Below are 22,201 nucleotides of genomic sequence, written 5' to 3'. Positions count from 1 at the left end.
TCGGCATCATCGGCGGTGCGACGCCTGCCGAGGTGAGGAGCGGGCTGGAGGCGGCTGTCGAGCTGATGGCTCATGGGGCTTGCTTTTACGCGCTTAATGAAGAGGCGACCCATGCCTATTACGCCCATGTCGTCTCCCGCACGGGGTCTTATCTGTCGCGAATCGCGGATATACCGGAAGGAGAGCCGCTGGCCTATCTGATTGCGCCGCCGCTTGAAGCGATCTGCGGGGTTGATGCCGCGCTGAAGGCGGCGGACGTTCGGCTCTGCCAATTTTACGGGCCGCCTACCGAGACGAACTTTGCGGGCGGCTTGCTTACGGGCAGCCAATCGGCGTGCGCGGCTGCGGCGGAAGCTTTTGCGGCTGCGGTCGGCGCGGTGGCGAAGGACCCGAAACGGTTCGGGTGACGGAAGAAGGAGGTGATGAGAAATGAACCGACAATTGCCGGCGGTAGGCATGATTGAGACGCTCGGCATCCCCGCCTTGGTGGCGGCCGCGGATGCGGCTGCGAAGACGGCGGATGTGCAGGTGACGGCCTACGAGAAAGCGGACGCCGGGATCGTGACGATCTACCTGCTGGGCGACGTGGCGGCGGTAAAAGCGGCGGTGGAAGCCGGAGAGGCGGAGGCGCGCAGAATCGGCACGCTGCTCGGCTCGCATGTTATTCCGCGCCCGGATGATGCGGTGCTTCAATTTCTCCGGTCGCTTATTCGCCGGGAGGACCCGGGTCCCGCAGATGAGCAGCAGCCGGCGGACGGACAGCTTCCGGGGGCCCTGCCGGCCAAGGGGGCGAAATCCGGCTCGCCAGGCCCCGCAACGCCGTCTGAGAAGGTTAAGGCAGGCGGCGGTGAAGCCGGACAACCGGTTGACCCGTTGCGGAATGACGGTGAAGGGGGTGGAGGATCATCGTGAAGCTGGACAATGACTTGATGGCGATTCAGAACGTTCGGCTTGCGCTGCAGGAGGCGAAGACGGCCCAGGCGCAGCTTGAAAAAATGACGCAGAAGCAGATCGACGAGATCGTCGGCGCGATGGCGCGGGCGGCCGAAGCGGAGGCGGAACGGCTCGGCGCGCTGGCCGTCGAAGAGACGGGCTATGGCAAGCCGGCTGACAAAAAAATAAAAAATTTATTCGTCGCCCGCGATGTCTATGAAGCGATCAAGGATATGCGGACCGTCGGCATCATCCGCCGGGATGAAGGACGCAAGGTTTGGGAAGTGGCCCAGCCGGTCGGGATTGTGGCGGCGATCATTCCTTCTACCAACCCGACGTCGACCGTGCTGTTCAAATGCTTGATCGCGCTGAAGGCGCGCAATGCGATCGTCATCAGCCCTCATCCGGCGGCCGTACGCTGCTCCCAGGAATCGGCGAAGGTTATGCGGGATGCCGCGGAAAGGGCGGGAGCGCCCGCCGGGCTGATCCACTGCCTTTCGCAGCCTTCCATCGAAGCGGTCAATGAGCTCATGAAGCATAAGCTGACCGACCTCATCCTGGCGACGGGCGGCACGGCGATGGTCAAAGCCGCTTACAGCTCCGGCAAGCCGGCCTACGGCGTCGGACCCGGAAACGTGCCGGTCTACATTCACCGCAGCGCGGACACGTCGAAGGCGGCGCGCCTCATTATGCAGAGCAAGACGTTCGACTGGGGCACGATTTGCGCCTCCGAGCAGGCGCTGGTCGTCGATCAGGCGGTGAAGGACCGTTTTGTGGGGGAGCTGAAGCGGCAGGGCGCCCATTTTCTGAATGAACAGGACAAACGGAAGGTTGGCGCGATTCTGATGATCGGCAAAGGGCTCAACCCGAAGGTGGTCGGCAAATCGCCGCAGGTAATCGCCGGCATGGCCGGCATCACGGTTCCCGAAGGCGCCAAGGTGCTGATTGCGGAGGAGACGGCGGTCGGGCTCGAGCATCCGCTGTCGATTGAGAAGCTCAGCCCGGTGCTGGCGCTCTACACCGTGAACGATTGGCAGGAGGGCTGCCGGCGCTGCATCGAGCTGCTGGAGCTCGGCGGACTCGGCCATACGCTCGGCATTCATTGCGAGGACTTGCCGGTCATTGAGGCATTCGGGCTGGAAAAGCCGGCCTCGCGCATTGTGGTCAACGCGGGCACGACGTTCGGGGGAATCGGCGCCACGACGGGCATCCTGCCATCCATGACGCTCGGCTGCGGCTCGTTCGGCAATAACATCACATCGGACAACATCGGGCCGCAGCACTTGCTCAATATCAAGCGGGTGGCGTTCGGCATCCGCGACATGGTGACTGAGGATGGGGAAGCGGTAAAGGCGGCTGAGCGGGTCGAAAAGACTTTGGCGACCCGCAGCGATCTCGGCATCTCGCGGGAAGAAGTGATGCAAATCGTGAAAAGCGTGCTGTCCGAGATGCAGGCGAAATAACCGAATCGAAACGCAAACAAAACGCAAACGAAATGCAAACGAAACGAAACGCAGTGCGGCCGACCGGAAAACCGGTGAAACCAACGCTGATCCGGCAGCTAAAAAAATGGGGAGGTATTCGAAATGGCGGGAGAACTGGCGGCATTGGGAATGGTGGAGACGAAAGGCTTGATAGGCTCGATAGAAGCGGCGGACGCGATGGTGAAGGCGGCGAACGTCCGGCTGGTCGGCAAGGTGCACGTCGGCGGCGGATTGGTTACCGTGATGGTAAGAGGCGACGTCGGCGCGGTCAAGGCGGCTACCGACGCGGGAGCGGCCGCTGCCGAGAAGGTGGGGGAGCTTGTTTCGGTGCATGTCATTCCGCGGCCGCACTCGGACATTGAATTTATTCTGCCGAAGCTTGAAGGTTAAGCGGAGCGATGGCGCTCATTACGGAAACGTCGCTCCGTGCCCTGCTCATCAAAGGCATTCCGGATCCGTTTCCGGTCGCCGAAGGGGATAAGCTGACGCCTGCCGCGGCGGATTTCCTCAAGGGAAGAGGCATCCCGATCCGGCGGTGCGGGGAGGAGCCGGCCAAGCTGCCCGGACGGACGGAAGCGGGCAACCTGCACATTCCCGTAGGCGTATCCAGCCGACATGCGCATTTGTCGCCGGAGCATGTCGAAGCCTTATTCGGCCGCGGCTACAGCTTGACCCCTATGCGGGAGCTGTCGCAAAAGGGTCAATACGCCGCGCACGAAACGGTGACCTTGATCGGCTCGAAGGGCATCATTCAGAACGTCCGCATTCTCGGGCCGTCCCGCGGAGCGACACAGGTGGAGATTTCACGCACGGACGGCTTTGCGCTCGGCGTTCACCCGCCCGTCAGGCTGTCCGGACAGACGGAGGGCACACCCGGTATTACCTTGGCGGGTGCGAAAGGAACGGTCGTCTTGCCGGAAGGGCTGATCGTAGCGAAAAACCACGTGCACATGCCGCCGAGCGATGCGATGCGGTTCGGCGTCGAGCAGGGGGATCGCCTCATCCTCCAGACGACGGGAGAACGGCCGGTTATTTTTGCGGAGGCGGCGATCCGGGTAAACGAGCGCTTCACCCTCGATTTTCATATCGATACGGACGAAGCGAACGCGGCCGGCCTGAGCACCGGGGATGCCGTCCGCATGATCGGCAAGAACGGCGAGATTACGGGTTCCGTTAGGGGGTAGCCGCAGATGGAGATCAAACGAATGGTCGAATCGATCGTCCGCGAGCTTGTCGCCAAGCTGGAAGCGGAAACGGTCCAGCCGCCGAAGGTGCTGTACGTGCTCGATGACGGAGCCGCGCATGAAGCGTATACGGATCATTTTATATTGCTGCAAAACCACGGCATCCGCCACGACATCCTGTTCCTGGACGGCGAAGCGTCGGCCTGGCTTGGCAAGCACAAGGTCGAGACGGGCGGTCCGGGCAAGGTTATCGCAGCCGATGAATTCGCGCCGGCCCCGATTGAGGTGCCGATGGCGTATGACGGCATCGTCGTACCCGAGATCGATCTGGATAATGCGGGCCGAGTGTCGCTCGGCATGAAGGGAACGGTCAAGTCGGAAATTATTTTCGCCGCGCTGGTGTTGGGGAAGTTCGTGCTGGTCGGCGAGGATATACCGGGCCTGAAGCGGGCGGACCGGCGCACGCTGAAAACGCTGGAGCTGCCGGCGGCTTATGGAAAGCTTTTCGACTATTACAAAATGGAAATGCAGACGTACGGCATCGAGTTCGCGCCGCTCAAGCGGCTTGCCGAGCAGGTCGTCCGCAAGCTTCCGGCTGCGCGCAAGCAAACCGCCGCCGCTTCGGCGGACGGGTCGTCCGAAATCTCGGCCGACGCACGGCGGGGCGAAGCCGGAGGCGCCGCGGGCAGCGTGACGTTCGAAGGAAAGCTGCTGTCCGCCGATTGGGTGAGGCAGCAGCTCAAGAGCCGTGAATTTACCCGGTTAACGCTGGGCCAAGGGACGATATTATCGCCGCTGGCGAAGGATCTGCTGAGGGAGAAAGGCATCGCCGTAAACGCGGAGGAAAGGTGAGGTCCCATGTTTCTCGGAAAAGTGATCGGCAGCGTCTGGGCGACGCAAAAAGAGGAAGGCATGGACAACCTGAAGCTGCTGGTCGTCATGCCGATCGATTTCAAGGAGCGCGAAGCGGGGCAGACGGTCATCGCGGCGGACCGCATTGGCGCGGGCGTCGGCGAGCGAGTGATCGTGTCCCGGGGAAGTCCGGCGCGCGTGCTGTTCAGCGGCAGAACCGTGCCGATCGACGCGATGGTCGTCGGCATCGTCGACAATTATGAGGTCGAAGAGGATGCGGAATAAGGGAGCGTGAAGCATGGAGCAGGAGAAGCAGCGGGTCATCCAGGAATATGTGCCAGGCAAGCAGCTGACGCTCGCTCATGTCATCGCCAATCCCGATCCGGTGCTGTATACGAAGCTCGGTATCGAGGAGGCAAGCGCGCTTGGCATTCTGACGCTGACGCCGACGGAGACCGCGATAATCGCAGCCGATGTGGCCACCAAGGCGGCGCCGGTCGGCATCGGTTATCTGGACCGGTTCACCGGCTCGCTCGTCATTACCGGGGAGGTGGCGGCTGTCGAGATGGCGATCGAGGCGGTCAATGGCTTTTTGCGCGATAAGCTCAAATTCTCCACCGCTCCGCTGACAAGGTCGTGAGCCGATGCGCAAGGTGATGATCATCGGTGCGGTCGGGGCAGGCAAATCGTCGCTCGTCAAGGCGCTGTTCGGCGATTCGCGCCCGGAATCCGCGGCCAAAACGCAGAGCCTGGTCTACCGTGAATGGCTCATCGATACGCCGGGCGAATACAGCGAGAATCCACTTTATTACCGTTCGCTCATGGCAACCTCGCACGAGGCTGCGGCCGTTCTGCTTGTGCAGGACGCCACGCGCAGCCGAAATTATTTTCCGCCGGGATTTGCGAGCGGGTTTCCTGTGCCGGCGGTCGGGGCGGTGACGAAAATCGATCATCCCGATGCCGATGCGCAAAGGGCGTCCGCGCTTCTCGGACAGTCGCTGCCGGGCGGGGACATTTATCCGACGTCTTCCGCAACCGGGGAGGGCGTTGAGGAGCTGAAGGAGCGGCTGTGGAAACTGATCGGGCAATAGAAGGGAATGGCTCGCGGCGCTTACGGTCAGGCGGCGGGAGACGGGCGGCATTATTTTGTGAAAATGGTTTCGTTAACGTCCCGGCTGTGTGACAATGGAATCAAAAATTCCTTTAATGACGGGGGATTTGCCATGATATCTGTCACGGAAATATGCCTGGAGCGAACCGGACTGACGCCGGAGGAAACGGCTGTTATTGAAGATTTGTCGCGTCATCTGCAGCAGCTTGCCGACGTGTCCCAAGCGGATGTGTTCATCGACTGTCCGCTGCCGGATTCGGATGCCGCGCTCGTTGTCGCGCAGGCGCACCCGGCCACCGCCCCGTCGCTCTACAAGACGTCGGTCGTCGGGCAATATGCGCATGCGGAGAACGAGCCTGCCGTCATGTTCTGTCTCGTCAGCGGGCGGCCGGTGATCGGGTCGCGCGGCATTTCGCAGGAGCAGATCGTCATGCAGCAGAATGTGACGCCGATCCGTTCCGAGGCCGGCAAAGTGATCGGCGCGCTGATCATAGAGCAGGATATTTCCGAGCGGGTGCGGCAGGAGCGGAACGTCGAGCGGCTGCTGGAGACGACGGAGCAGCTCAGCGAAACGCTGGGCGCCGCGCTGATCGATGGCGGCATGCAGACGCTGATGCATGAGGGGATCGTGCTCTTCGATGAACGGGAGCGCCTCACCTACGCCAATCCCCGGGCCCGCGAAATGCTGAAGGAGCTTGGGCATACCGGCGCGGTGGAAGGCCGGGGCATGGGCGAGCTGTTCTTCGGCCGTTTGAAGCGGGAGAGTGTGCTGGGACGAACGGGCGTGTGCCACGATGAATTCCAAATGGGCAATGTTGCATTCGAGCTGAAGGCGGTGGCGATCCACCGGGAACAGAAGGCGGCGGGAGGCTTGATGCTGATTCGCGACATCTCCGATTTGAAGGAGAAAGAGAAGCAGCTGGTCATTAAATCGGCCGTCATCCAGGAAATCCACCACCGGGTGAAAAATAATCTGCAGACCGTCTCCAGTCTGCTGCGCCTGCAGATGCGCAGGACGAAGCTGGAGGAGGTGCGGAAGGTGTACCGCGACAGCATCAACCGCATCAACAGCATCGCCGTCATTCATGAAATGCTGGCCTTCGAAGGGCTCGATACGATCTTTTTCAACGATGTCGCTGAACGGATCGCGAAGAATATCGTTTCGTCTACGGCCAAGCCCGAGCAGACGATCCGCATTACCATTACGGGCGATGAGCTTGCGCTGCCTTCCGATGTCGCGGCGACGCTCGCGCTCGCCGTCAACGAGCTGGTGCAGAACAGCGTCATGCATGCGTTCGCGGCTGCGGAGTCGGGAGAAATCGTCGTGGCCCTGCATTCCAACGGGCCGATCGCCCGGGTGCGGGTGTCCGATAACGGCGCCGGCATGGCTCTATCGCCGTCGGACGGCAAGAGCCATCTGGGCCTGAAAATAACCGAGACGCTCGTGCAGGAAAATCTCGACGGCATGATGAGCATCGTTTCCGACGGGCGGGGTACGGAGGTCCAGATTACATTCCCGCTGTCCAAAGCGTAACCTGAGGGAGGGCAAGCCGTGAAAAACTCGATCGTCGTGGTGGATGACGACCCGATCATTCGGATGGACCTGCGGGAAATGCTGGAGGAGGAAGGCTATCATATCGGCGGCGAGGCCAAAAACGGTCAAGAAGCGATCGAGCTCGTCGCCAAGCTGAAGCCCGATCTCGTCATTATGGACATCAAGATGCCGGTCATGAACGGCATTAAAGCGTCGCATATCATCCGTAAAATGCAGGACACGTCCGTGCTGCTGCTGACGGCCTACAGCCAGAAGGAGCTGGTGCAGGACGCGCGCAGCGCCGGAGTCGCAGCTTATCTGGTCAAGCCGGTGTCGGAGGCCGACCTGATCCCGGCGGTCGAGATCGCGCTCAGCCAGAAGGAGCGGATGGATGCGCTTAAGCACGATCTGCAGCAGTTAAAGCAATCGATCGAGGAGCGCAAGCGGATCGAGAAGGCGAAGGGGATCGTCATGAAAGCATACGCGCTGGAAGAAGAGGAGGCGTACCGCAAAATGCGGATGGCCAGCATGGCCTTCCGGATGCCGCTGTCCAGGCTGGCGGCGTGCATTCTGCAAGACGGTCCGGGACAATTGGCCTCCATGTCTCTGCCGGACAACGGGTGAAGCGCATATGCCGGATCAATGGATCACGAGCGTCGGCATCGATATCGGCACGAGCACGACTAAAATGATCGTGAGCCGGTTGAAGCTGACGCGCACCTCGAGCGCGCTCAGCCTTCCCCGCTACGACATCGTGGAGCGGGAGCTCCTCTATGCGAGCCCGATTCACGGCACGCCGCTGCTGGGCGAGGACGAGATCGATGCGGAACGGATAGGGGAGCTGCTCTCGCAGGATTATGAGAAGGCGGGAATCAGCCCGCGCGATTTGAAGACTGGCGCCGTCATCATTACCGGTGAGACGGCGAACAAGAAGAACGCAAGCCGGATCGTGCATTTGCTGGCAGAGCGCTCAGGGGATTTCGTCGTGGCGACGGCCGGGGCCGACTTGGAAGGGCTGCTGGCCGGCAAGGGTGCGGGAGCCGACCGGCGATCCATGCATACGAGAGGCGCGGTTGCGAATCTCGATGTCGGCGGAGGTACGGCGAACGTTGCTTTTTTTGCACGGGGGAAACCGGCGGGCACGGTCACGTTTCATGTAGGCGGCAGGCTGATACAAGTGGACCCCGCCGGGACCATTGAAGCCGTCTCTCCGTCGCTGCGGCCCTGGTTGGAAGCGAGCGGCTTCGCCATCTCCCCCGGCCAGACGGTCGGCTTCCCGCTGCTGCGGGAAATTTGCGCGGCGATGTGCCGCGACATGCTCGATTATCTGGCCCGATGTGCCCTCCCCGCGGGAGGGAAGGAAACGATCCGCAAGCTGATGCTCGGCGATCCGCTGCCGTCCGTGCCCGTCCTTGAGGAATGGACGGTATCGGGAGGCATAGGCGGTCTCATGGCGGCAAAAGCGCCGGATAGCCTGGCCGAGACGGCCGTGCACGGCGATATCGGCCCGCTGCTTGCGCATGCGCTCCGGCAATGCTGCGAACGTTACCCGATCAGGCTGGCGCAGCCGGACCAGACGGTCAGGGCGACCGTGATCGGGGCAGGCATGCAGAGCACGGAAATCAGCGGCGCCACCGTCCATCTGGACGCCTCACTGCTGCCGATCCGCAACCTGCCGGTGCTGAAGCTCGACATTTCGCCGCATATGCTGGCGCGTGAAGCGCTGCTGAAGGAGGCGGCGGCCGGCGTGATGCGGACCGCCGCGAGCCTGTTCGAGCAGGATGCCTCGCCGCCTTTTGCGCTCGCCTTATCGGGCATGAAGCACTGCTCGTACGAATCGCTGCAATGGCTGTCGGATGCGCTCGCCGAGCGGTTCCGGGAAGCTTTTCCGGCCAGCCGGGCAATGGTCGTCGTCTGCGAGAACGATCTCGCCAAAGCGTTGGGGCAATCGCTGGACCGGCGCTGCGGGGGAAGGCCGGGCATCGTCTGCATCGATCAGATTCGTGTCGAATACGGGGATTACATCGATTTGGGAGAACCGATATCGGGTGTGATGATTCCCGTCGTAGTCAAAACGCTGGCTTTTCACAACAGGACCGTGGGAGGGACGCATGCTTGAAGCTGACAACCGCATTGCTCGGCAAGACGTTTCAGTTTAAGAGCCTTAAGGAAGTAATGGCGAAGGCCAACGAAGAGAAATCGGGCGACCAGCTGGCCGGCATCGCGGCCGAAGACGCGAAGGAGCGGATGGCGGCGAAGCTCGTGCTGGCCGACCTGAAGCTCGCGGATATTCGCGACAATCCGCTGCTCCCTCCGGAAACCGACGAGGTGTCTCGGGTGATCGAGGAGACGGTGAACGAGAAGATTTACGGCGAAATCCGCCGCTGGACGGTGGCCGAGCTCCGGGAATACCTGCTCCAGCAAACCACGGGAAACGATGAAATCTGCCGGATCAGCCGGGGCTTGACGAGCGAGATGGTGGCGGCCGTCGCCAAGCTGATGAGCAACCTTGATCTCGTGCAGGCGGCTTCGAAGATGGAGGTGACGTCGCACTGCAATATTACGATCGGACAGCGGGGCGTCCTGGCGGGGCGCGCGCAGCCGAATCATCCGACGGACAGCATCCAGGGGATGAAGGCTTCGCTTTTCGAGGCGCTGAGCTATGGAATCGGGGATGCCGTGCTCGGGATCAATCCGGTCATCGATTCGGCGGAGAGCGTGAAGCAGCTGCTGAACGCCACCAAGGAAGTGATGGACCAATGGCGGATTCCGACCCAGAACTGCGTGCTCGCGCATATCAAGACGCAGATGAAAGCGATCCGGCAGGGCGCCCCGGCCGATATGGTGTTCCAGAGCCTGGCCGGAACGGCGGACGGCAACAAAGGGTTCGGCATCGACATCGCCCTGCTCGACGAGGCCGATGAGCTGATCCGGCGGGAAGGGACGGGAACCGGTCCGAACCTGTGGTATTTTGAGACGGGGCAGGGCTCCGAGCTGTCTGCGGAGGCGCACCACGGCATCGATCAGGTAACGCTTGAATCGCGGTGCTACGGGCTCGCCCGCAAATATAAGCCTTTTATCGTCAATACGGTCGTAGGGTTTATCGGACCGGAATATTTATATGACAGCAAGCAGGTCATCCGCGCCGGGCTGGAGGACCATTTCATGGGCAAGCTTCAGCAGCTTCCGATGGGCGTCGACGTTTGCTATACGAACCATATGAAGGCCGATCAGAACGATATGGATAATCTCGCCGTCCTGCTGGCGGCGGCGGGCGTCAATTACATCATCGGCGTGCCGATGGCGGACGATTGCATGCTGAACTACCAGTCCACCAGCTACCATGACATCGCAACCCTGCGGGAGACGATGCGGCTGCGTCCGGCCCCGGATTTCGAGCGATGGCTGGAGGAAATGGGGATCATGGCGAACGGGCGGTTAACGCCGGCCGCAGGGGATCCGACGCTGTTCATGTGACGGCGGACGAAGGGAGGAGTGTTGCCGAATGGAGCGGACGATCTCATTGGAACGGCTGGTGGACGGCGTGTTGACGGAATTGGAGAAAAGAATCGCGGCGGCGGCTTCGCCGGGCGGGGACGAGGCGGGCGGGATGCCGCTTGCGCCTGTGGATCTTTTCGGTCCGGCCGCGTCCAGGGTGCCCGATCCCAAATGGGAGGAAGGCGTGAACGAGCTGATTGCCGCCACCCCTGCGCGGATCGGCGTTTGGCGGGCGGGCACCAGGCCGCTCACCAGGGAAATGCTGAAATTCCGTTGCGATCATGCGGCTGCGGTGGATTCGATCTACGGACAAGTCAGCCCGGCCATTCTGGAGCAGTACGGCCTGTTTACTGTGGAGACGCGCTACGAGAACACGGAAAATTATTTGAAGCGGCCTGACATGGGACGCATCGTCACCGATGAAGGGGTCGAAAAAATCCGCTCGGCGTGCCGGATGAACGCACAGGTGCAGATCGTCGTATCGGACGGACTGAGCGCGAGCGCGGTCGACGCGAACCTGCGCGACGTGTACCCGGCGCTGCTCGATTCGCTGAAGGCGTACGGGCTCAGCGCCGGAACGCCGTTTTTCGTGCGCGGCGGCCGGGTGGCGGTTATGGACCATATCGGCGATATTTTACAGCCTGAAGTATTCGTACTGTTAATCGGCGAGCGGCCGGGCCTCGTATCGTCCAAGTCGATGAGCGCGTATATGTGCTACCGGCCGCGCAAAGGCACGGTCGAGAGCGACCGCACCGTCATCTCCAACATCCATCAGGGCGGAACGCCGCCGCTCGAGGCCGGGGCTCATATCGGCACTGTCGTGAAGAAAATGCTGGAGCAGCGGACGAGCGGCGTTAATCTGGATTTATAATTAATCCCCCTAATAGCTAAGGCCGCTAATCCATGGAATGGAACCGGCAACTCGGGAAAACGCTTCGGTCCGAAGCTTTTCTAAATAGACGGAATGGCATGCGCTTTTCAAGCTGGGCGGGCATAACAAACGGATAAGGGAGGTGGCGGGAATGAACGTGGCGATTGGTGTTACCTTGATCCTGGTGGCGTGTGTGTTTGCCCTTTGGATTGTCCGGGTTGCGGGCAAAAGCATTCGGGAGTTCGATGAAAGCAAGCATGAAAGCTTCCTGGGGAAATAATCCGCCGGCAAGAGCTGTGAACAGGTAAATCTGCGATCCTTCCAAGGAGGAGATTCAATGAGCACTCATTCTCATGACTTCGAAAAGGATAAAGAGGATTTAAACAAATTCGGCTATGCGCAGGAGCTGCTCCGCAGTATGGGCGGCTTTTCGAACTTCGCCATCTCGTTCTCGATCATTTCGATTCTCACCGGCGCGGTTTCGCTCTACGGACACGGACTGACTTACGGGGGACCCGGCATGATGGGCTTCGGCTGGCCGATTGTCGCTCTGTTCGTCATGTTCGTGGCGGCGGCCATGGCCGAGCTCGCTTCGGCGATTCCGACGGCGGGCGCGCTCTACCACTGGGCGGCCATTCTGAAAAACAAGCGATGGGGCTGGTACACGGCGTGGATCAACCTGATCGGCCAGATCGGCATCGTGGCGGGGATCGACTATTCCGTCGCCCTGTTCGCGGACCCGCTGCTCGGACAGGTGTTCGGGTACGCCTCGACCAATACGACCGTGCTGATCGCGTTTGCGGTCATCCTGCTGACCCACGGCATTCTCAACCATGTGGGCATTCGGATCGTCGCCCGATTGAACGACTTCTCCGCCTGGTATCACATCATTATCGTCGGCGTGCTGGTCATCTCGCTGGCGTTCTTCACGAACGGCGGCCTGAACGGTGCGGATTATTTGTTCCAGGTGGGCGAGACCTTCTCCGACAAGCCTTACATACTCGCCTTCCTGATCGGATTGCTGCAGGCGCAGTGGACGTTCACAGGCTACGATGCGTCGGCTCATACGATCGAGGAGACGATCAACCCGCGCGTCCGCGCGCCCTGGGGCATTTTCACGTCGGTCGCGTACTCGTTCGTGTTCGGGTTTATCATGCTGGCCATCGTCACGCTCTCCATCAAAGATGCTTCGGCTGCTACCGAAGCGGGCAACGCCTTTATCTACGTCATCAGCCAGGCGCTCGGCGGCACCTTCGGCTCCGTGATCCTGTGGCTGGTTACGCTCGCCATGTGGTTCTGCGGCTGCGCGTCGATCACCTCGTTCTCACGGATGCTGTACGCATTCGCGCGGGATAAAGGTATGCCGTACAGCAGCCAATGGGCGCAAATCTCCAAGAAGTACCGGACGCCGGCCAAAGCGATCTGGCTGTCCATCATCTTGTCCTTTCTGCTTGCGCTCATCGACTACATCATCAAGACCGTCAATCCGGATTCGGCGTATACGACGATTGCGTTTCTGACGGCGGTGAGCGTGGTGGGGCTGTACGTGGCCTACGGCATTCCGATCTGGCTGAAGCTGCGCGCGCAGGCGCAAGGCAAGTTTCAGAAAAAGCACCTTGGCCCATGGAATCTCGGCAAGTACAGCAATTTCATCTCCGTTGTCGCTTTGATCTGGATTGTTTTCATCAGTGTCGTTATGGTGATTCCGCCGAACGAGATGGCCGGATACGCGCTTGCCGGCATGATGGTTCTGCTCATTATTATGGATCAGGCCTATTACAAAAAGCATTTTCCGGGCCCGCAGGCGGCCTTGAACACTTCAAGGGAGGAAATTCTGCGCCGCGAAAGGGAACTTGAGCAGGGCTCGGCACCGGGAGCATCGGTTACGCATAAAATGTAGCCTGTCATTGAACGGCCAAGAGCACCGGACGGGGTCTGGTGCTCTTGTGCATGCTTGTCGACATTCAGTTAGGAGCCGGCAGGGCGAGCACGATATTTCTCGCGTGGATATAGATTCCGGAGGGGGGATCGCTTATACTTACCGGAAAAGGATGTGACGAAGGCGGCGATCACCATCAGAATCGGATTTCGCACGGTCAAGACCGCGGTCGGCGTCAGCTTGTCCGTATTCATAGCCCAATGGCTTCAGCTGGAGTATTATTCGGCAGCAGGCATTTTGACGCTCTTATGCATACAGAAATCGCGGAAGCAGTCCATCAAGGCGGCGGTCAGCCGATTTTTAGCTTGTATGGCGGGCCTGTTTTTCGCTACGGGGCTGTTTGAGCTGATCGGCTACCGGCCTTACGCTTTTCTGATCCTGCTGCTGCTGTTCATTCCGCTCTGCGTCCGGCTCCGGGTTCAGGAGGGTATCGCCAGCAGCTCGGTCATCATGATGCATGTTTACATGCGCAGGGAGGTGGAGGCCTCCTTTTTCCTCAATGAGCTGCTGGTCGTCACCGTCGGTCTGGGCGTGGCGCTGCTCATCAACTGGTACATGCCCAGCGTCGACAAGCAGCTGCAGCGGTATAAAACCGAGTCGGACCGGCTGATCGCCGCCATTTTGAACGAAATCGCCTCTTATATGAAGAACGGCTACACGCTTTGGGACGGCAGCGAGCTGCTGCAGCTTTCCGAGCTGTTGGCAAAGGCGCGGCGCGCTGCCACATTGGATGCGGAGAATCATTTGAGCCGGGGAAACGATTACGAGCGGCATTTCGAGACGAGAAGAAAGCAGTTTGAGCTGATCGAACGCATGCTGCCGGCCGTATCCCGCATTCACGTGCAGATCGAGCAGGGCAGGCGGATCGGCGATTTCGTCACCGAGCTGAGCGCGCATATGTACAAGCCGGGTTATGCGGACACCTTTTACGAGATGCTGCGCGCGATCCGCGAATACCACAAGCTGCTGCCGCTGCCGGCATCCCGGGACGAATTCGAGAATCGCGCAAATCTGTATGCGGTGGCGAACGAGCTGGAACGGTTCGTCGATACGCTGGAATAGGATGGGATCGGGGGCAGGCTGTGCGCGGCTAAAAAGGAAATAGTGTGCGCAGCAGGCTGCGCTTACGCCGTCTGTGTCCGGGAGATACTCCTTCCGCGCTTGCCGGGGATTCGGCCGCCGCCGCGGGCAGGGGAGCGAGCTGCTTCCGCAGCGCCTCGACCTTTTCCATTAACCGTTCCACGGTGCTGCGGAGATCTTCAAGCTCTTCGCGCTGCTTCAGGTATTGGAATGAAACCACTTCGTCGGCTTTTTGCGCAAGGGCGGCTTCAATGCGCGCGACCGTCATGAGCAGATCGTCCGTGAGGCCGACGGGATGGCTGCCGGCATCACCGCCCGCATCGCAAGGCTCTTCGGCGGCGGCGGCCGGCTGCAGGGCAGGGTTGATGTCCGCTTGCGGCAAAGTGATCTCATCAAGGCCCAACCCCTGCTCGACCATAAGCTGGATATAACGAATCCGCTCGATGTCCTGCTCCGAAAAAGCATAGTGTCCGTACCGGTCCTTGCGGAACGCATCGGGAAAGCGGGCTACCCACCGTTTGACCGTCGTTTGGCTAACACCGAGCGTTTGCGCCATGTCTTTCGTTTTCATTGCTTTTATCATATTTATCACCCCGTTCAATAGCCTATTACAAGCATATTCGCGCCTGGATTCGCTCTCCCTGCAAGGGTGACAAAGGTAGTGGGAATTCGATAAACAAAGTGGTTTTCGGCATTTTTTTGCTTCGGGGATGACAAAAACCCCAGCCGGGCGGGCTGGGGCAGGCACATTCCGTTAGGGGAGGCATCAGGGTATCGTTTTGGGCTGCGGATAATCGACGCCCTTCGTATCCACGGTCACCTTCTTCATTGCCGGCGGCGTCTTCGGACGATCGTTGGCGCCGGTCGGCAGGCTGACGATCTCGTCTACAGCTTCCATCCCCGAGGTCACTTTGCCAAACGCCGCGTAGCTTCCGTCGAGCTGGGGGGAATCCCCGACCATGATGAAAAATTGCGAGCCCGCCGAATTCGGATCCTGGGCCCGGGCCATCGAAATGACGCCGCGTTCATGCTTAAGCTCGTTGGGGAATCCGTTGCCGCTGAATTCGCCTGCGATGCCGTAGCCGGGACCGCCCATGCCGGTGCCTTCGGGATCGCCGCCCTGAATCATAAAGCCGGGGATGACGCGATGAAACACGGTGCCGTCATAGAAGCCTTTCTGTATCAGGGAAATGAAATTGTGTACGGTATTGGGCGCGAGCTCGGGATAAAGCTCGATCGTGATCCGCTTGCCGCCGTTGGTCTCAATCGTCACTACCGGGTTCTTCTCCGAAGCGTACTTGTCCGTCGCGGCGACCGGCGTTTCCTCGCTGCCCGCCGCAGGCGTTTGATTCGCGGCTGCCCCGTCATTGCTTGTCCCGCCGCCGGATTGGCCGTCCTTCGTTTGCGAGCCGCCGCCGCATGCGGCGAGCAGGATGGCGAATGCCGCCAGCGCGGCGAGCAGGATGGCCGGCTTGCGTGCTGCTGCTTTCATTATCGTGATCTCCCATCTGGTCGTATTTATGGCACTGCCATCTATTATAGCGGTTCACGACTGACTTTGGAATCGGGAGCCGAACGGTTTGACCTTTACGGCAATTGGGCCGTTGCTTGCTGAATGATGACGCCGATCCGGCTTTCCAGCTCATAGCCCGCTCGTTTTCTTTCTGTGATTTGCCGGGACACGGCAACGAGCTTGGAAAGCGCAACCGTCGTACCGGCGGCGTCTTTTTTCTTCACGGCCTGCTTGAACGAATCCAGCGGGTCGGACAAGCTTTGCTTGTGCCTGGCGATGGCGCCGCGCACGGCTTTTAAACGCACCTTAAGCGGATCGATTGCCGCGAGCGTGCCGCGAATTCGCGCTTTCGTCTTGGCGGCTTCCTGTTTGGCCGCCCGGAGCTTCTCCTCCTTCGTGCGGATGTCCTGGCGCGCGAGCTGGACGGCCAGCTTAACGCCGTTGGCCCGCGCCCGGAGCATAGAGGCGGTTTCCCCGCCGCCAAGCGCTCTGGCTACGGTCATTTGGCGATTCAACGACCGGTAATAGTCGAACAACGGCTTATAACGGGCTCTTGCTTGCTTCGCCTCCTCCTCCAGCCTGCCCGCTTGATCAGCGCCGATCCGGCTGATCGCCTTCCGGAGAAGGCCGAGCGCTTCTTCATTCTTGAAGCGGAGCGACTTCGCCTTCTCTTCCCATCGGATATCCTCGGCGTGCAAGGCAGTCAGCTCTCCCATTAAGGCTTTCATCGTCGCGCGCGTCGCGGGACCGGTTTCCGCTGCTAGCCTGCCGAAGGCGGCCTCCGCCGTCGGCGTGAGCTTGACGGCCGCATCCGCAGCATTCGCGCCAACCGATAGCGAGGTCATCAGCACGATGAGTAAAGCGGACAACAGGACCCTGGATTTCACGAGCATTTTTCGGGTATGCGGCATATACAAAACTCCTCCTCGCGATTGTAGCTTCTATTTCGCCAGACCCATCGGTCCGGCTGCGGACGTCAAAAAGCACCCGCAACAAAAGCCGGTTCGGCTTCTGCTTACGGGTGCTTCCGCGTAAGGTATAATGTCGGTTGATTTGCTGATGTCCGTTTAATTTACCGAACTTTCCGGGAGCTGTCAAGCCCTCGCGGGGCAGTGTGTCGCGGTGCAGTGTGACGGAATTAATATCGCGATACTTCCCTTTCCTGTATAATAAGTCCAAATTGGTTAGGGGAGGCATATAGATGAGTTCTTATCCGACCGTTCAGCTCTTTAAAGCAATCGTTGTCGACAGGCCCGGGGGAGGCGGGGACGTGGTGCCCGCGATCCGGACGCTGACCGCAGCCGATCTTCCCGATGGCGAACTGCTGGTCCGGGTCCGGTATTCTAGCGTCAACTATAAAGACGCTTTGGCCTGCTCCGCCAACGGCAACATCGTGAAGACGTATCCGTTCGTTCCGGGCATCGATTTATCCGGCGTGGTGGAGCGCAGCGAATCGCCGCGGTTCAAGCAGGGAGATGAAGTGATCGTGACCGGATATGGGCTTGGCGTGTCCCATTTCGGCGGCTGGAGCGAGTATGCGAGGATTCCGGCGGATTGGGCGGTTCCTTTGCCGGAAGCGCTGAGCGCGAGAGAAGCGATGATGCTGGGTACAGCGGGCTTTACAGCAGCCCTTTCCGTCATTGCGCTGGAGGAAAGCGGCGTTCTGCCGGACTCCGGCCAAGTGCTGGTGACGGGCGCGTCCGGGGGAGTGGGGAGTCTGGCAGTGGCCATGCTGGCCAAGCTGGGCTACGAGGTTGCCGCTTCCACGGGCAAAGCCGACGAGGCTGAGCGGCTGCGCGGGCTGGGAGCGCGGCATATCCTCACGCGTGAAGAGCTGGTGCCTGCCGAGACGAGGCCGCTGGACAAGCAGCTGTGGGCGGGTGCCGTCGATTGCGTCGGCGGCCGGACGTTATCGTCGATTCTGCCCCGCATCCGTTACTCGGGAGCGGTGGCGGCCAGCGGACTGACCGGCGGCGTCGCGCTGTCGGCGACCGTGCTTCCTTTTATCCTGAGAGGGATCCGGCTGATCGGCATCGATTCGGTACTTGCTCCTATGCCGCGGCGGACCGACATATGGCGGCAGCTGGCCGGGCGGCTTAAGCCGGATCGCCCGGACGCCCTTTTCCGGGAAATTCCGCTCAATCGCGTGCCGGAAATCGTGCATCCGATGCTCAACGGCGAATCGCGGGGGCGCCTGGTGGTGGCGCTGTAGTCGGCCGCCATTTGCTCCCGAAAAGGAGTGCCTGGAGCATGCCCGCAGCAGCATATTGGCAGCGTCAGTCTGCGGGTTTTTCATTTGAAATGTTTTGCTATTTATCCCGGGTTGTGGTATGATCGATGTACCTAATGAAGACCTGCCCGTGCTATTCACGTATTGCAAAGGGTGATCATTGTGGAATGGTACCTTTTGCCATATGTGAATTTTTTATTTGCGAATAAAAAAGGTCATGTAAATCTTTAATCAAGGAGGAATACCAAATGCAAACCGGAACAGTGAAATGGTTTAACGCAGAGAAGGGCTTTGGCTTCATCGAAGTCGAAGGCGGCAAAGACGTATTCGTGCATTTCAGCGCGATCGTCGGCGACGGCTACAAATCGTTGGAAGAAGGCCAGCGCGTCGAATTCAACGTAGTGCAAGGCAACCGCGGCCCACAAGCCGAGAACGTTGTTAAGCTGTAAGCCTGACCAAACTGCCCTTAACGGATCGTTAAGGGCAGTTTTATTTTGCCCGATGAAGGAGGGAACCGGACCGTGTATTCACGGAAAAAGCCGTTAGAAGAGATTCCCCATTCCTTGACCGATGTATGGACCTGTGCGAAGGACGACTGCAACTTATGGATGCGTGACGACTTCTCGTTCGAACAGGAGCCGCTTTGCAGCCATTGCGGCGCGCCGATGGTCAAGTCGACGAAGATGCTGCCCTTGCTGGTCAATACGGACAAAAATTACCTGAAAAAGCAACAGCCGGCAGGTGAGTGATCATGCGCCTATCCTGCTGCTACAACGAAACCCGCCTTCGGATGCGGGTTTTTTGCGGTTGTTCGGAGTGAAATAAAGGGGTTGACAAAATATAGGGACTGCTATAAACTAAAGTAAGTTAATAATTAAACGTAAGTTAATTATATGGAGGTAATGACAAATGGCTAAAGCTAAATGGGTGGTAGACGCCCCGCACAGCAGCATCGAGTTTTCGGTCAAGCACATGATGATCTCCAAGGTTAAAGGTTTGTTTCATGCCTTTGATGCGGATATCGAAGCCGATGTGAACGATCTGACTTCGGCGAACATCAGCATCAGCGTGGACCTCAGCAGCATCGATACGCGCAGCGGCGACCGCGACAACCACCTGCGTTCCGCTGATTTCTTCGATATCGAGAACCATCCGACAATGACTTTCCAGTCCAGGAACATCGTGAAAACCGGCGAACACGAGTATGATGTGACCGGCGATCTGACGATTCGCGGCGTAACCCGAACCGAGACGTTCGAGGCGACATTCGAAGGCGGCGGTAAAAATCCGTGGGGCGTGGAAGTGGTCGGCTTCAGTGCCACAGGCGCGATTAAGCGCAGCAACTACGGCTTGACCTGGAACGCGGCTTTGGAAACCGGCGGCGTACTCGTTGGCGACGAAGTGAAAATCGCGATCGAGCTTCAAGCGTCGCAGCAAGCCTGATCAAATAAAAGCTAACAAAGTCCCGTGTTCCTTTCGAGCCGGGACTATTTCTGTTTCCGCGGAGCCCGAGTGGCCGGTTTGCCGCAGTCCTCGGACCGATCGACATATTTCCTGGGAAATCCTTGTCTGTCGCATGAATTCGACAAAAGCCGGCCGGCAGGAAAAAATACTTTCATTGCCGAATATATTTGCAGATAAACGGGAAGGGATGATCGCATGTATCCTCGATTCGATCTGACAAATAAGGTGGCGGTGGTGACCGGGGCAAGCATGGGCATCGGTTACGGATTGGCCAAGGCGCTGGCAAACGCGGGCGCAATGGTGATTGTCACCGCGCGCAGCTTGTCCGGACTGGAGAAACTGGTAGAGGAGATACGGGCAGAGGGCGGTCAGGCTTACGCCTTGCAGATGGACGTCCGGGATGTCGGCCGTATCGGGACCGCTCTGGAGGAGGCCCGGCGCAGATTCGGCCGAATCGATATTTTGGTGAATAATGCCGGATTGGGGGCGAATCACCCGGCGGTAGATGTGACCGAGGAAGATTGGGACGAGATGATGGCCGTCAATTTGAAGGGTCTGTTTTTCTGCTGCCAGGCGGCCGGAAGGATTATGCTTCGCCAGGGCTATGGGAAAATCGTCAATATGAGTTCCCAGGCGAGCGTAGTCGGTATCCGCGATCATGCCGTGTATTGCGCTTCAAAAGGGGGCGTTAACCAACTGACGCGTGTGCTGGCGCTGGAATGGTCGGGCAAAGGAGTGGCTGTGAATGCGGTCGGGCCGACTTTCACCTATACGCCGGGCACGGCGGAACGGCTGGACGATCCAGCATATCTCCAAAATGTTGTCGATCGGATTCCTTCCGGACGGGTAGCGAACATCAACGACGTAGCTGGCGCGGTAATCTATTTGGCGTCTCCGGCAAGCGATATGGTTACCGGCACGGTGCTGCTCGTTGACGGAGGTTGGACGGCTCAATAGCGAGCCGCATCAATGACAGCGACTAATCCATTTATACAGTTGCAACGATAATAAGGTTGCAAGTTTCGACAGGGTCTATTATAATGTTGCTGAAAAGCTTTTCAGAAAAGCTTTTCAGCCATTCGGCTCATTTTTAAATAACGGAAACAAGGGACCGACGAACGAGGCTTTTCTATCTCAACAAAGAGGAAGGCTCCACTCATGAAACCGACCATTCGCGATGTCGCCAAACATGCCGGCGTCTCCATCAGCACCGTTTCCCGCGTTATGAACGCCCCGGAAACCGTCGTGGAAGACAAGCGCAGCCGGGTGCTGGAGGCCATAGGAGCTTTGCAATACCAGCCCAACGGCTTTGCCCGCGGCTTGATTTATAAGAAATCCGATACGCTCGGGGTCATGATTCCGGATATTGAAAACCCTTACTATGCGGGTCTCATCCGGGGCATGCAGGATGCGGCCGTGCGGTTGAACCACAGCCTTATGATTTGCAACACGGACCGCGATCACGACAGGTTGCTTTCATATATCCACAGCTTTTACGAGAAACAGGTGGACGGCATCATTTTTGCCAGCGATGCGATGCATGAGGATTACTATGAAGAAATGCTGCGCCATCGGCTTCCGTTCGTGCTCGCCTCGACCAATGCGCCGCAGTTCGATATCCCGTCGGTCGATATCGACGACGAGCAGGCTGCTTGCGACGCGGTTCGCCATCTCATCGAGAACGGTCACAAAGCGATCGGGATGATCAGCTTTCCGCTGGGGGATACGATTTCAGGCTATCCGCGGTTCGACGGCTTTCAGCGGGCGCTTCGGGAGCACGGCCAACAGGCGTATGAGACATGCGTCGAATTTGCGGCCCACCGCTTTGAGGATGCTTATGCCGCAGCGGTGCGGCTGCTCGCCGCTCATCCGGAGCTGACGGCGATATTCGCCGCCTCCGATGAGTTCGCGATGGGCGCGATATCCTGCGTCCGCGACAGCGGCCGCTCTGTGCCGGAGGACGTTTCGGTCGTGGGGTTCGATAACATCCGGATGGCGCACATGTTCATTCCGAAGTTGACGACGGTCGCCCAGCCGGTGTATGAAATCGGTTACCGCGCCGTATGCAAGCTTCACGAACTGGCGATGACCGGCGAGGTGAAGGAGCTTCGCGAGAAGCTGCCGCACAAGCTGATTATCCGCGAGTCGACGCGCACCTTGTGAGAGGCGGCTTGCGGAGTCAAACTTTTGCATAGAAACCAGCATAAAGGCAGGGGAATGATGGCATTTTAAGGGGGTGATGTCCATATCGGCCGCGCATACGCAGCCGTTCACCGCAGTTTCCACAGATTTACGGTCATTGAAATCGAACCAATTAAGAAAGGGTTGAGGTCTGTGCTTAAGAAGAGAACAAGCATGTCCGCTTTCATTCTGATTTTGGCTTTTGCGTTGGTACTTTCCGCTTGCGGCGGAAACAACAATAAGGGAGCGACGAACGGCGGCGCGAACACTGGAACGAACAGCGGCGCGAACGCGGGCGACAACGGCGGCGCGGCTGCCGGCTCGTAC

27 protein-coding genes are annotated in these 22,201 nt (G+C 59.4%); 23 read left to right on the top strand and 4 right to left on the bottom strand.

What is annotated here, in order from left to right:
* The 17 genes from eutL to BG52_RS05825 all read left to right on the top strand — a co-directional run.
* On the top strand, positions 1-407 hold a 407-nt coding region (gene eutL, locus BG52_RS05900), incomplete at its 5' end, for an ethanolamine utilization microcompartment protein EutL (protein WP_036666965.1).
* Positions 408-429: 22 nt separating this feature from the next.
* Complete coding sequence (locus tag BG52_RS16680) at positions 430-912, top strand: BMC domain-containing protein (RefSeq protein ID WP_081793623.1); 483 nt, start codon at positions 430-432, stop codon at positions 910-912.
* A complete protein-coding gene (locus tag BG52_RS05890) occupies positions 909-2,396 on the top strand; it encodes an acetaldehyde dehydrogenase (acetylating) (protein WP_081793621.1) in 1,488 nt (495 codons plus the stop codon). Before BG52_RS16680 ends, BG52_RS05890 begins: the two co-directional genes overlap by 4 nt.
* A 123-nt stretch (positions 2,397-2,519) precedes the next feature.
* Entirely contained in the window at positions 2,520-2,807 is a 288-nt protein-coding gene (locus tag BG52_RS05885; RefSeq protein WP_036581093.1) for a BMC domain-containing protein, read from the top strand.
* A gap of 8 nt (positions 2,808-2,815) precedes the next feature.
* A complete protein-coding gene (gene pduL / locus BG52_RS05880; RefSeq protein ID WP_036581091.1) occupies positions 2,816-3,601 on the top strand; it encodes a phosphate propanoyltransferase in 786 nt (261 codons plus the stop codon).
* Positions 3,602-3,607: 6 nt separating this feature from the next.
* Positions 3,608-4,453 carry a hypothetical protein gene (locus BG52_RS05875; protein WP_036581088.1) on the top strand — a complete coding sequence of 282 codons (846 nt, stop codon included), beginning with the start codon at positions 3,608-3,610 and terminating at the stop codon, positions 4,451-4,453.
* A gap of 6 nt (positions 4,454-4,459) precedes the next feature.
* Entirely contained in the window at positions 4,460-4,738 is a 279-nt protein-coding gene (locus tag BG52_RS05870; protein WP_036581085.1) for a EutN/CcmL family microcompartment protein, read from the top strand.
* Positions 4,739-4,751: 13 nt separating this feature from the next.
* Complete coding sequence (locus BG52_RS05865) at positions 4,752-5,093, top strand: BMC domain-containing protein (protein ID WP_036581083.1); 342 nt, start codon at positions 4,752-4,754, stop codon at positions 5,091-5,093.
* A gap of 4 nt (positions 5,094-5,097) precedes the next feature.
* Positions 5,098-5,544: a EutP/PduV family microcompartment system protein gene (locus tag BG52_RS05860; RefSeq protein WP_036581080.1), complete on the top strand. Its 447-nt coding sequence runs from the start codon at positions 5,098-5,100 to the stop codon at positions 5,542-5,544.
* Positions 5,545-5,676: 132 nt separating this feature from the next.
* The gene (locus tag BG52_RS05855) at positions 5,677-7,098 is read left to right on the top strand and encodes a sensor histidine kinase (RefSeq protein WP_036581122.1); all 1,422 of its coding nucleotides are present in this window, start codon (positions 5,677-5,679) and stop codon (positions 7,096-7,098) included.
* Between the two features lie 18 nt (positions 7,099-7,116).
* Entirely contained in the window at positions 7,117-7,722 is a 606-nt protein-coding gene (locus BG52_RS05850; RefSeq protein ID WP_036581078.1) for an ANTAR domain-containing response regulator, read from the top strand.
* A 7-nt stretch (positions 7,723-7,729) separates the two neighbouring features.
* Positions 7,730-9,217: an ethanolamine ammonia-lyase reactivating factor EutA gene (locus tag BG52_RS05845; RefSeq protein ID WP_036581075.1), complete on the top strand. Its 1,488-nt coding sequence runs from the start codon at positions 7,730-7,732 to the stop codon at positions 9,215-9,217.
* On the top strand, positions 9,214-10,575 hold the full coding sequence (locus BG52_RS05840) for an ethanolamine ammonia-lyase subunit EutB (RefSeq protein ID WP_036581073.1): 1,362 nt from the start codon (positions 9,214-9,216) through the stop codon (positions 10,573-10,575). Before BG52_RS05845 ends, BG52_RS05840 begins: the two co-directional genes overlap by 4 nt.
* 28 nt (positions 10,576-10,603) lie before the next feature.
* A complete protein-coding gene (eutC, locus tag BG52_RS05835) occupies positions 10,604-11,467 on the top strand; it encodes an ethanolamine ammonia-lyase subunit EutC (RefSeq protein ID WP_036581071.1) in 864 nt (287 codons plus the stop codon).
* A 151-nt stretch (positions 11,468-11,618) separates the two neighbouring features.
* Complete coding sequence (locus tag BG52_RS16620; RefSeq protein ID WP_263280388.1) at positions 11,619-11,747, top strand: hypothetical protein; 129 nt, start codon at positions 11,619-11,621, stop codon at positions 11,745-11,747.
* 57 nt (positions 11,748-11,804) lie between these two features.
* Entirely contained in the window at positions 11,805-13,367 is a 1,563-nt protein-coding gene (locus BG52_RS05830; protein WP_036581068.1) for an amino acid permease, read from the top strand.
* Between the two features lie 153 nt (positions 13,368-13,520).
* A complete protein-coding gene (locus BG52_RS05825) occupies positions 13,521-14,468 on the top strand; it encodes an aromatic acid exporter family protein (protein ID WP_081793619.1) in 948 nt (315 codons plus the stop codon).
* Positions 14,469-14,496: 28 nt separating this feature from the next.
* On the opposite strand, the gene BG52_RS05820 is transcribed toward BG52_RS05825, so the two are convergent.
* From BG52_RS05820 to BG52_RS05810, 3 genes are all read right to left on the bottom strand, one after another.
* A complete protein-coding gene (locus BG52_RS05820; protein ID WP_036581065.1) occupies positions 14,497-15,069 on the bottom strand; it encodes a MerR family transcriptional regulator in 573 nt (190 codons plus the stop codon).
* Positions 15,070-15,252: 183 nt separating this feature from the next.
* A complete protein-coding gene (locus BG52_RS05815; protein ID WP_051587673.1) occupies positions 15,253-15,978 on the bottom strand; it encodes a peptidylprolyl isomerase in 726 nt (241 codons plus the stop codon).
* A gap of 95 nt (positions 15,979-16,073) precedes the next feature.
* A complete protein-coding gene (locus BG52_RS05810; protein ID WP_036581062.1) occupies positions 16,074-16,910 on the bottom strand; it encodes a hypothetical protein in 837 nt (278 codons plus the stop codon).
* Positions 16,911-17,200: 290 nt separating this feature from the next.
* Here BG52_RS05810 and BG52_RS05805 point away from each other — a divergent pair, with 290 nt between their 5' ends.
* From BG52_RS05805 to BG52_RS05780, 6 genes are all read left to right on the top strand, one after another.
* On the top strand, positions 17,201-18,211 hold the full coding sequence (locus BG52_RS05805; protein ID WP_036581060.1) for an oxidoreductase: 1,011 nt from the start codon (positions 17,201-17,203) through the stop codon (positions 18,209-18,211).
* Between the two features lie 266 nt (positions 18,212-18,477).
* Positions 18,478-18,678, top strand: a complete 201-nt coding sequence (cspD, locus tag BG52_RS05800; RefSeq protein WP_036581058.1) for a cold-shock protein CspD — start codon at positions 18,478-18,480, stop codon at positions 18,676-18,678.
* A gap of 72 nt (positions 18,679-18,750) precedes the next feature.
* A complete protein-coding gene (locus BG52_RS05795) occupies positions 18,751-18,978 on the top strand; it encodes a cold-shock protein (protein ID WP_036666963.1) in 228 nt (75 codons plus the stop codon).
* Between the two features lie 160 nt (positions 18,979-19,138).
* Positions 19,139-19,672 carry a YceI family protein gene (locus BG52_RS05790; RefSeq protein WP_036581055.1) on the top strand — a complete coding sequence of 178 codons (534 nt, stop codon included), beginning with the start codon at positions 19,139-19,141 and terminating at the stop codon, positions 19,670-19,672.
* Between the two features lie 216 nt (positions 19,673-19,888).
* A complete protein-coding gene (locus tag BG52_RS05785) occupies positions 19,889-20,650 on the top strand; it encodes an SDR family NAD(P)-dependent oxidoreductase (RefSeq protein ID WP_036581052.1) in 762 nt (253 codons plus the stop codon).
* A gap of 201 nt (positions 20,651-20,851) precedes the next feature.
* Entirely contained in the window at positions 20,852-21,856 is a 1,005-nt protein-coding gene (locus BG52_RS05780; RefSeq protein ID WP_036581049.1) for a LacI family DNA-binding transcriptional regulator, read from the top strand.
* A 107-nt stretch (positions 21,857-21,963) separates the two neighbouring features.
* Here the strand turns inward: BG52_RS05780 and BG52_RS15960 are convergent.
* A partial coding sequence (locus BG52_RS15960) for a hypothetical protein (protein ID WP_190287473.1) occupies positions 21,964-22,201 on the bottom strand: 238 nt, incomplete at its 5' end.

Source organism: Paenibacillus darwinianus, assembly GCF_000598065.1.
Classification (GTDB): Bacteria; Bacillota; Bacilli; order Paenibacillales; family Paenibacillaceae; genus Paenibacillus_I; species Paenibacillus_I darwinianus.
This window is presented reverse-complemented; position numbering and strand designations above follow the sequence as displayed.

Excerpts from the sequence above, each read along its gene's own strand:
- BG52_RS05830 (WP_036581068.1), top strand. The coding sequence starts at position 11,805 with ATGAGCACTCATTCTCATGACTTCGAAAAGGATAAAGAGGATTTAAAC.
- BG52_RS05785 (WP_036581052.1), top strand. The coding sequence starts at position 19,889 with ATGTATCCTCGATTCGATCTGACAAATAAGGTGGCGGTGGTGACCGGG.
- BG52_RS05845 (WP_036581075.1), top strand. The coding sequence starts at position 7,730 with ATGCCGGATCAATGGATCACGAGCGTCGGCATCGATATCGGCACGAGC.
- BG52_RS16620 (WP_263280388.1), top strand. The coding sequence starts at position 11,619 with ATGAACGTGGCGATTGGTGTTACCTTGATCCTGGTGGCGTGTGTGTTT.
- BG52_RS05805 (WP_036581060.1), top strand. The coding sequence starts at position 17,201 with ATGAGTTCTTATCCGACCGTTCAGCTCTTTAAAGCAATCGTTGTCGAC.
- cspD (WP_036581058.1), top strand. The coding sequence starts at position 18,478 with ATGCAAACCGGAACAGTGAAATGGTTTAACGCAGAGAAGGGCTTTGGC.
- BG52_RS16680 (WP_081793623.1), top strand. The coding sequence starts at position 430 with ATGAACCGACAATTGCCGGCGGTAGGCATGATTGAGACGCTCGGCATC.
- BG52_RS05790 (WP_036581055.1), top strand. The coding sequence starts at position 19,139 with ATGGCTAAAGCTAAATGGGTGGTAGACGCCCCGCACAGCAGCATCGAG.
- BG52_RS05860 (WP_036581080.1), top strand. The coding sequence starts at position 5,098 with ATGCGCAAGGTGATGATCATCGGTGCGGTCGGGGCAGGCAAATCGTCG.
- BG52_RS05875 (WP_036581088.1), top strand. The coding sequence starts at position 3,608 with ATGGAGATCAAACGAATGGTCGAATCGATCGTCCGCGAGCTTGTCGCC.
- eutC (WP_036581071.1), top strand. The coding sequence starts at position 10,604 with ATGGAGCGGACGATCTCATTGGAACGGCTGGTGGACGGCGTGTTGACG.
- BG52_RS05855 (WP_036581122.1), top strand. The coding sequence starts at position 5,677 with ATGATATCTGTCACGGAAATATGCCTGGAGCGAACCGGACTGACGCCG.
- pduL (WP_036581091.1), top strand. The coding sequence starts at position 2,816 with ATGGCGCTCATTACGGAAACGTCGCTCCGTGCCCTGCTCATCAAAGGC.
- BG52_RS05885 (WP_036581093.1), top strand. The coding sequence starts at position 2,520 with ATGGCGGGAGAACTGGCGGCATTGGGAATGGTGGAGACGAAAGGCTTG.
- BG52_RS05870 (WP_036581085.1), top strand. The coding sequence starts at position 4,460 with ATGTTTCTCGGAAAAGTGATCGGCAGCGTCTGGGCGACGCAAAAAGAG.
- BG52_RS05810 (WP_036581062.1), bottom strand. The coding sequence starts at position 16,910 with ATGCCGCATACCCGAAAAATGCTCGTGAAATCCAGGGTCCTGTTGTCC.
- BG52_RS05820 (WP_036581065.1), bottom strand. The coding sequence starts at position 15,069 with ATGATAAAAGCAATGAAAACGAAAGACATGGCGCAAACGCTCGGTGTT.
- BG52_RS05815 (WP_051587673.1), bottom strand. The coding sequence starts at position 15,978 with ATGAAAGCAGCAGCACGCAAGCCGGCCATCCTGCTCGCCGCGCTGGCG.
- BG52_RS05865 (WP_036581083.1), top strand. The coding sequence starts at position 4,752 with ATGGAGCAGGAGAAGCAGCGGGTCATCCAGGAATATGTGCCAGGCAAG.
- BG52_RS05780 (WP_036581049.1), top strand. The coding sequence starts at position 20,852 with ATGAAACCGACCATTCGCGATGTCGCCAAACATGCCGGCGTCTCCATC.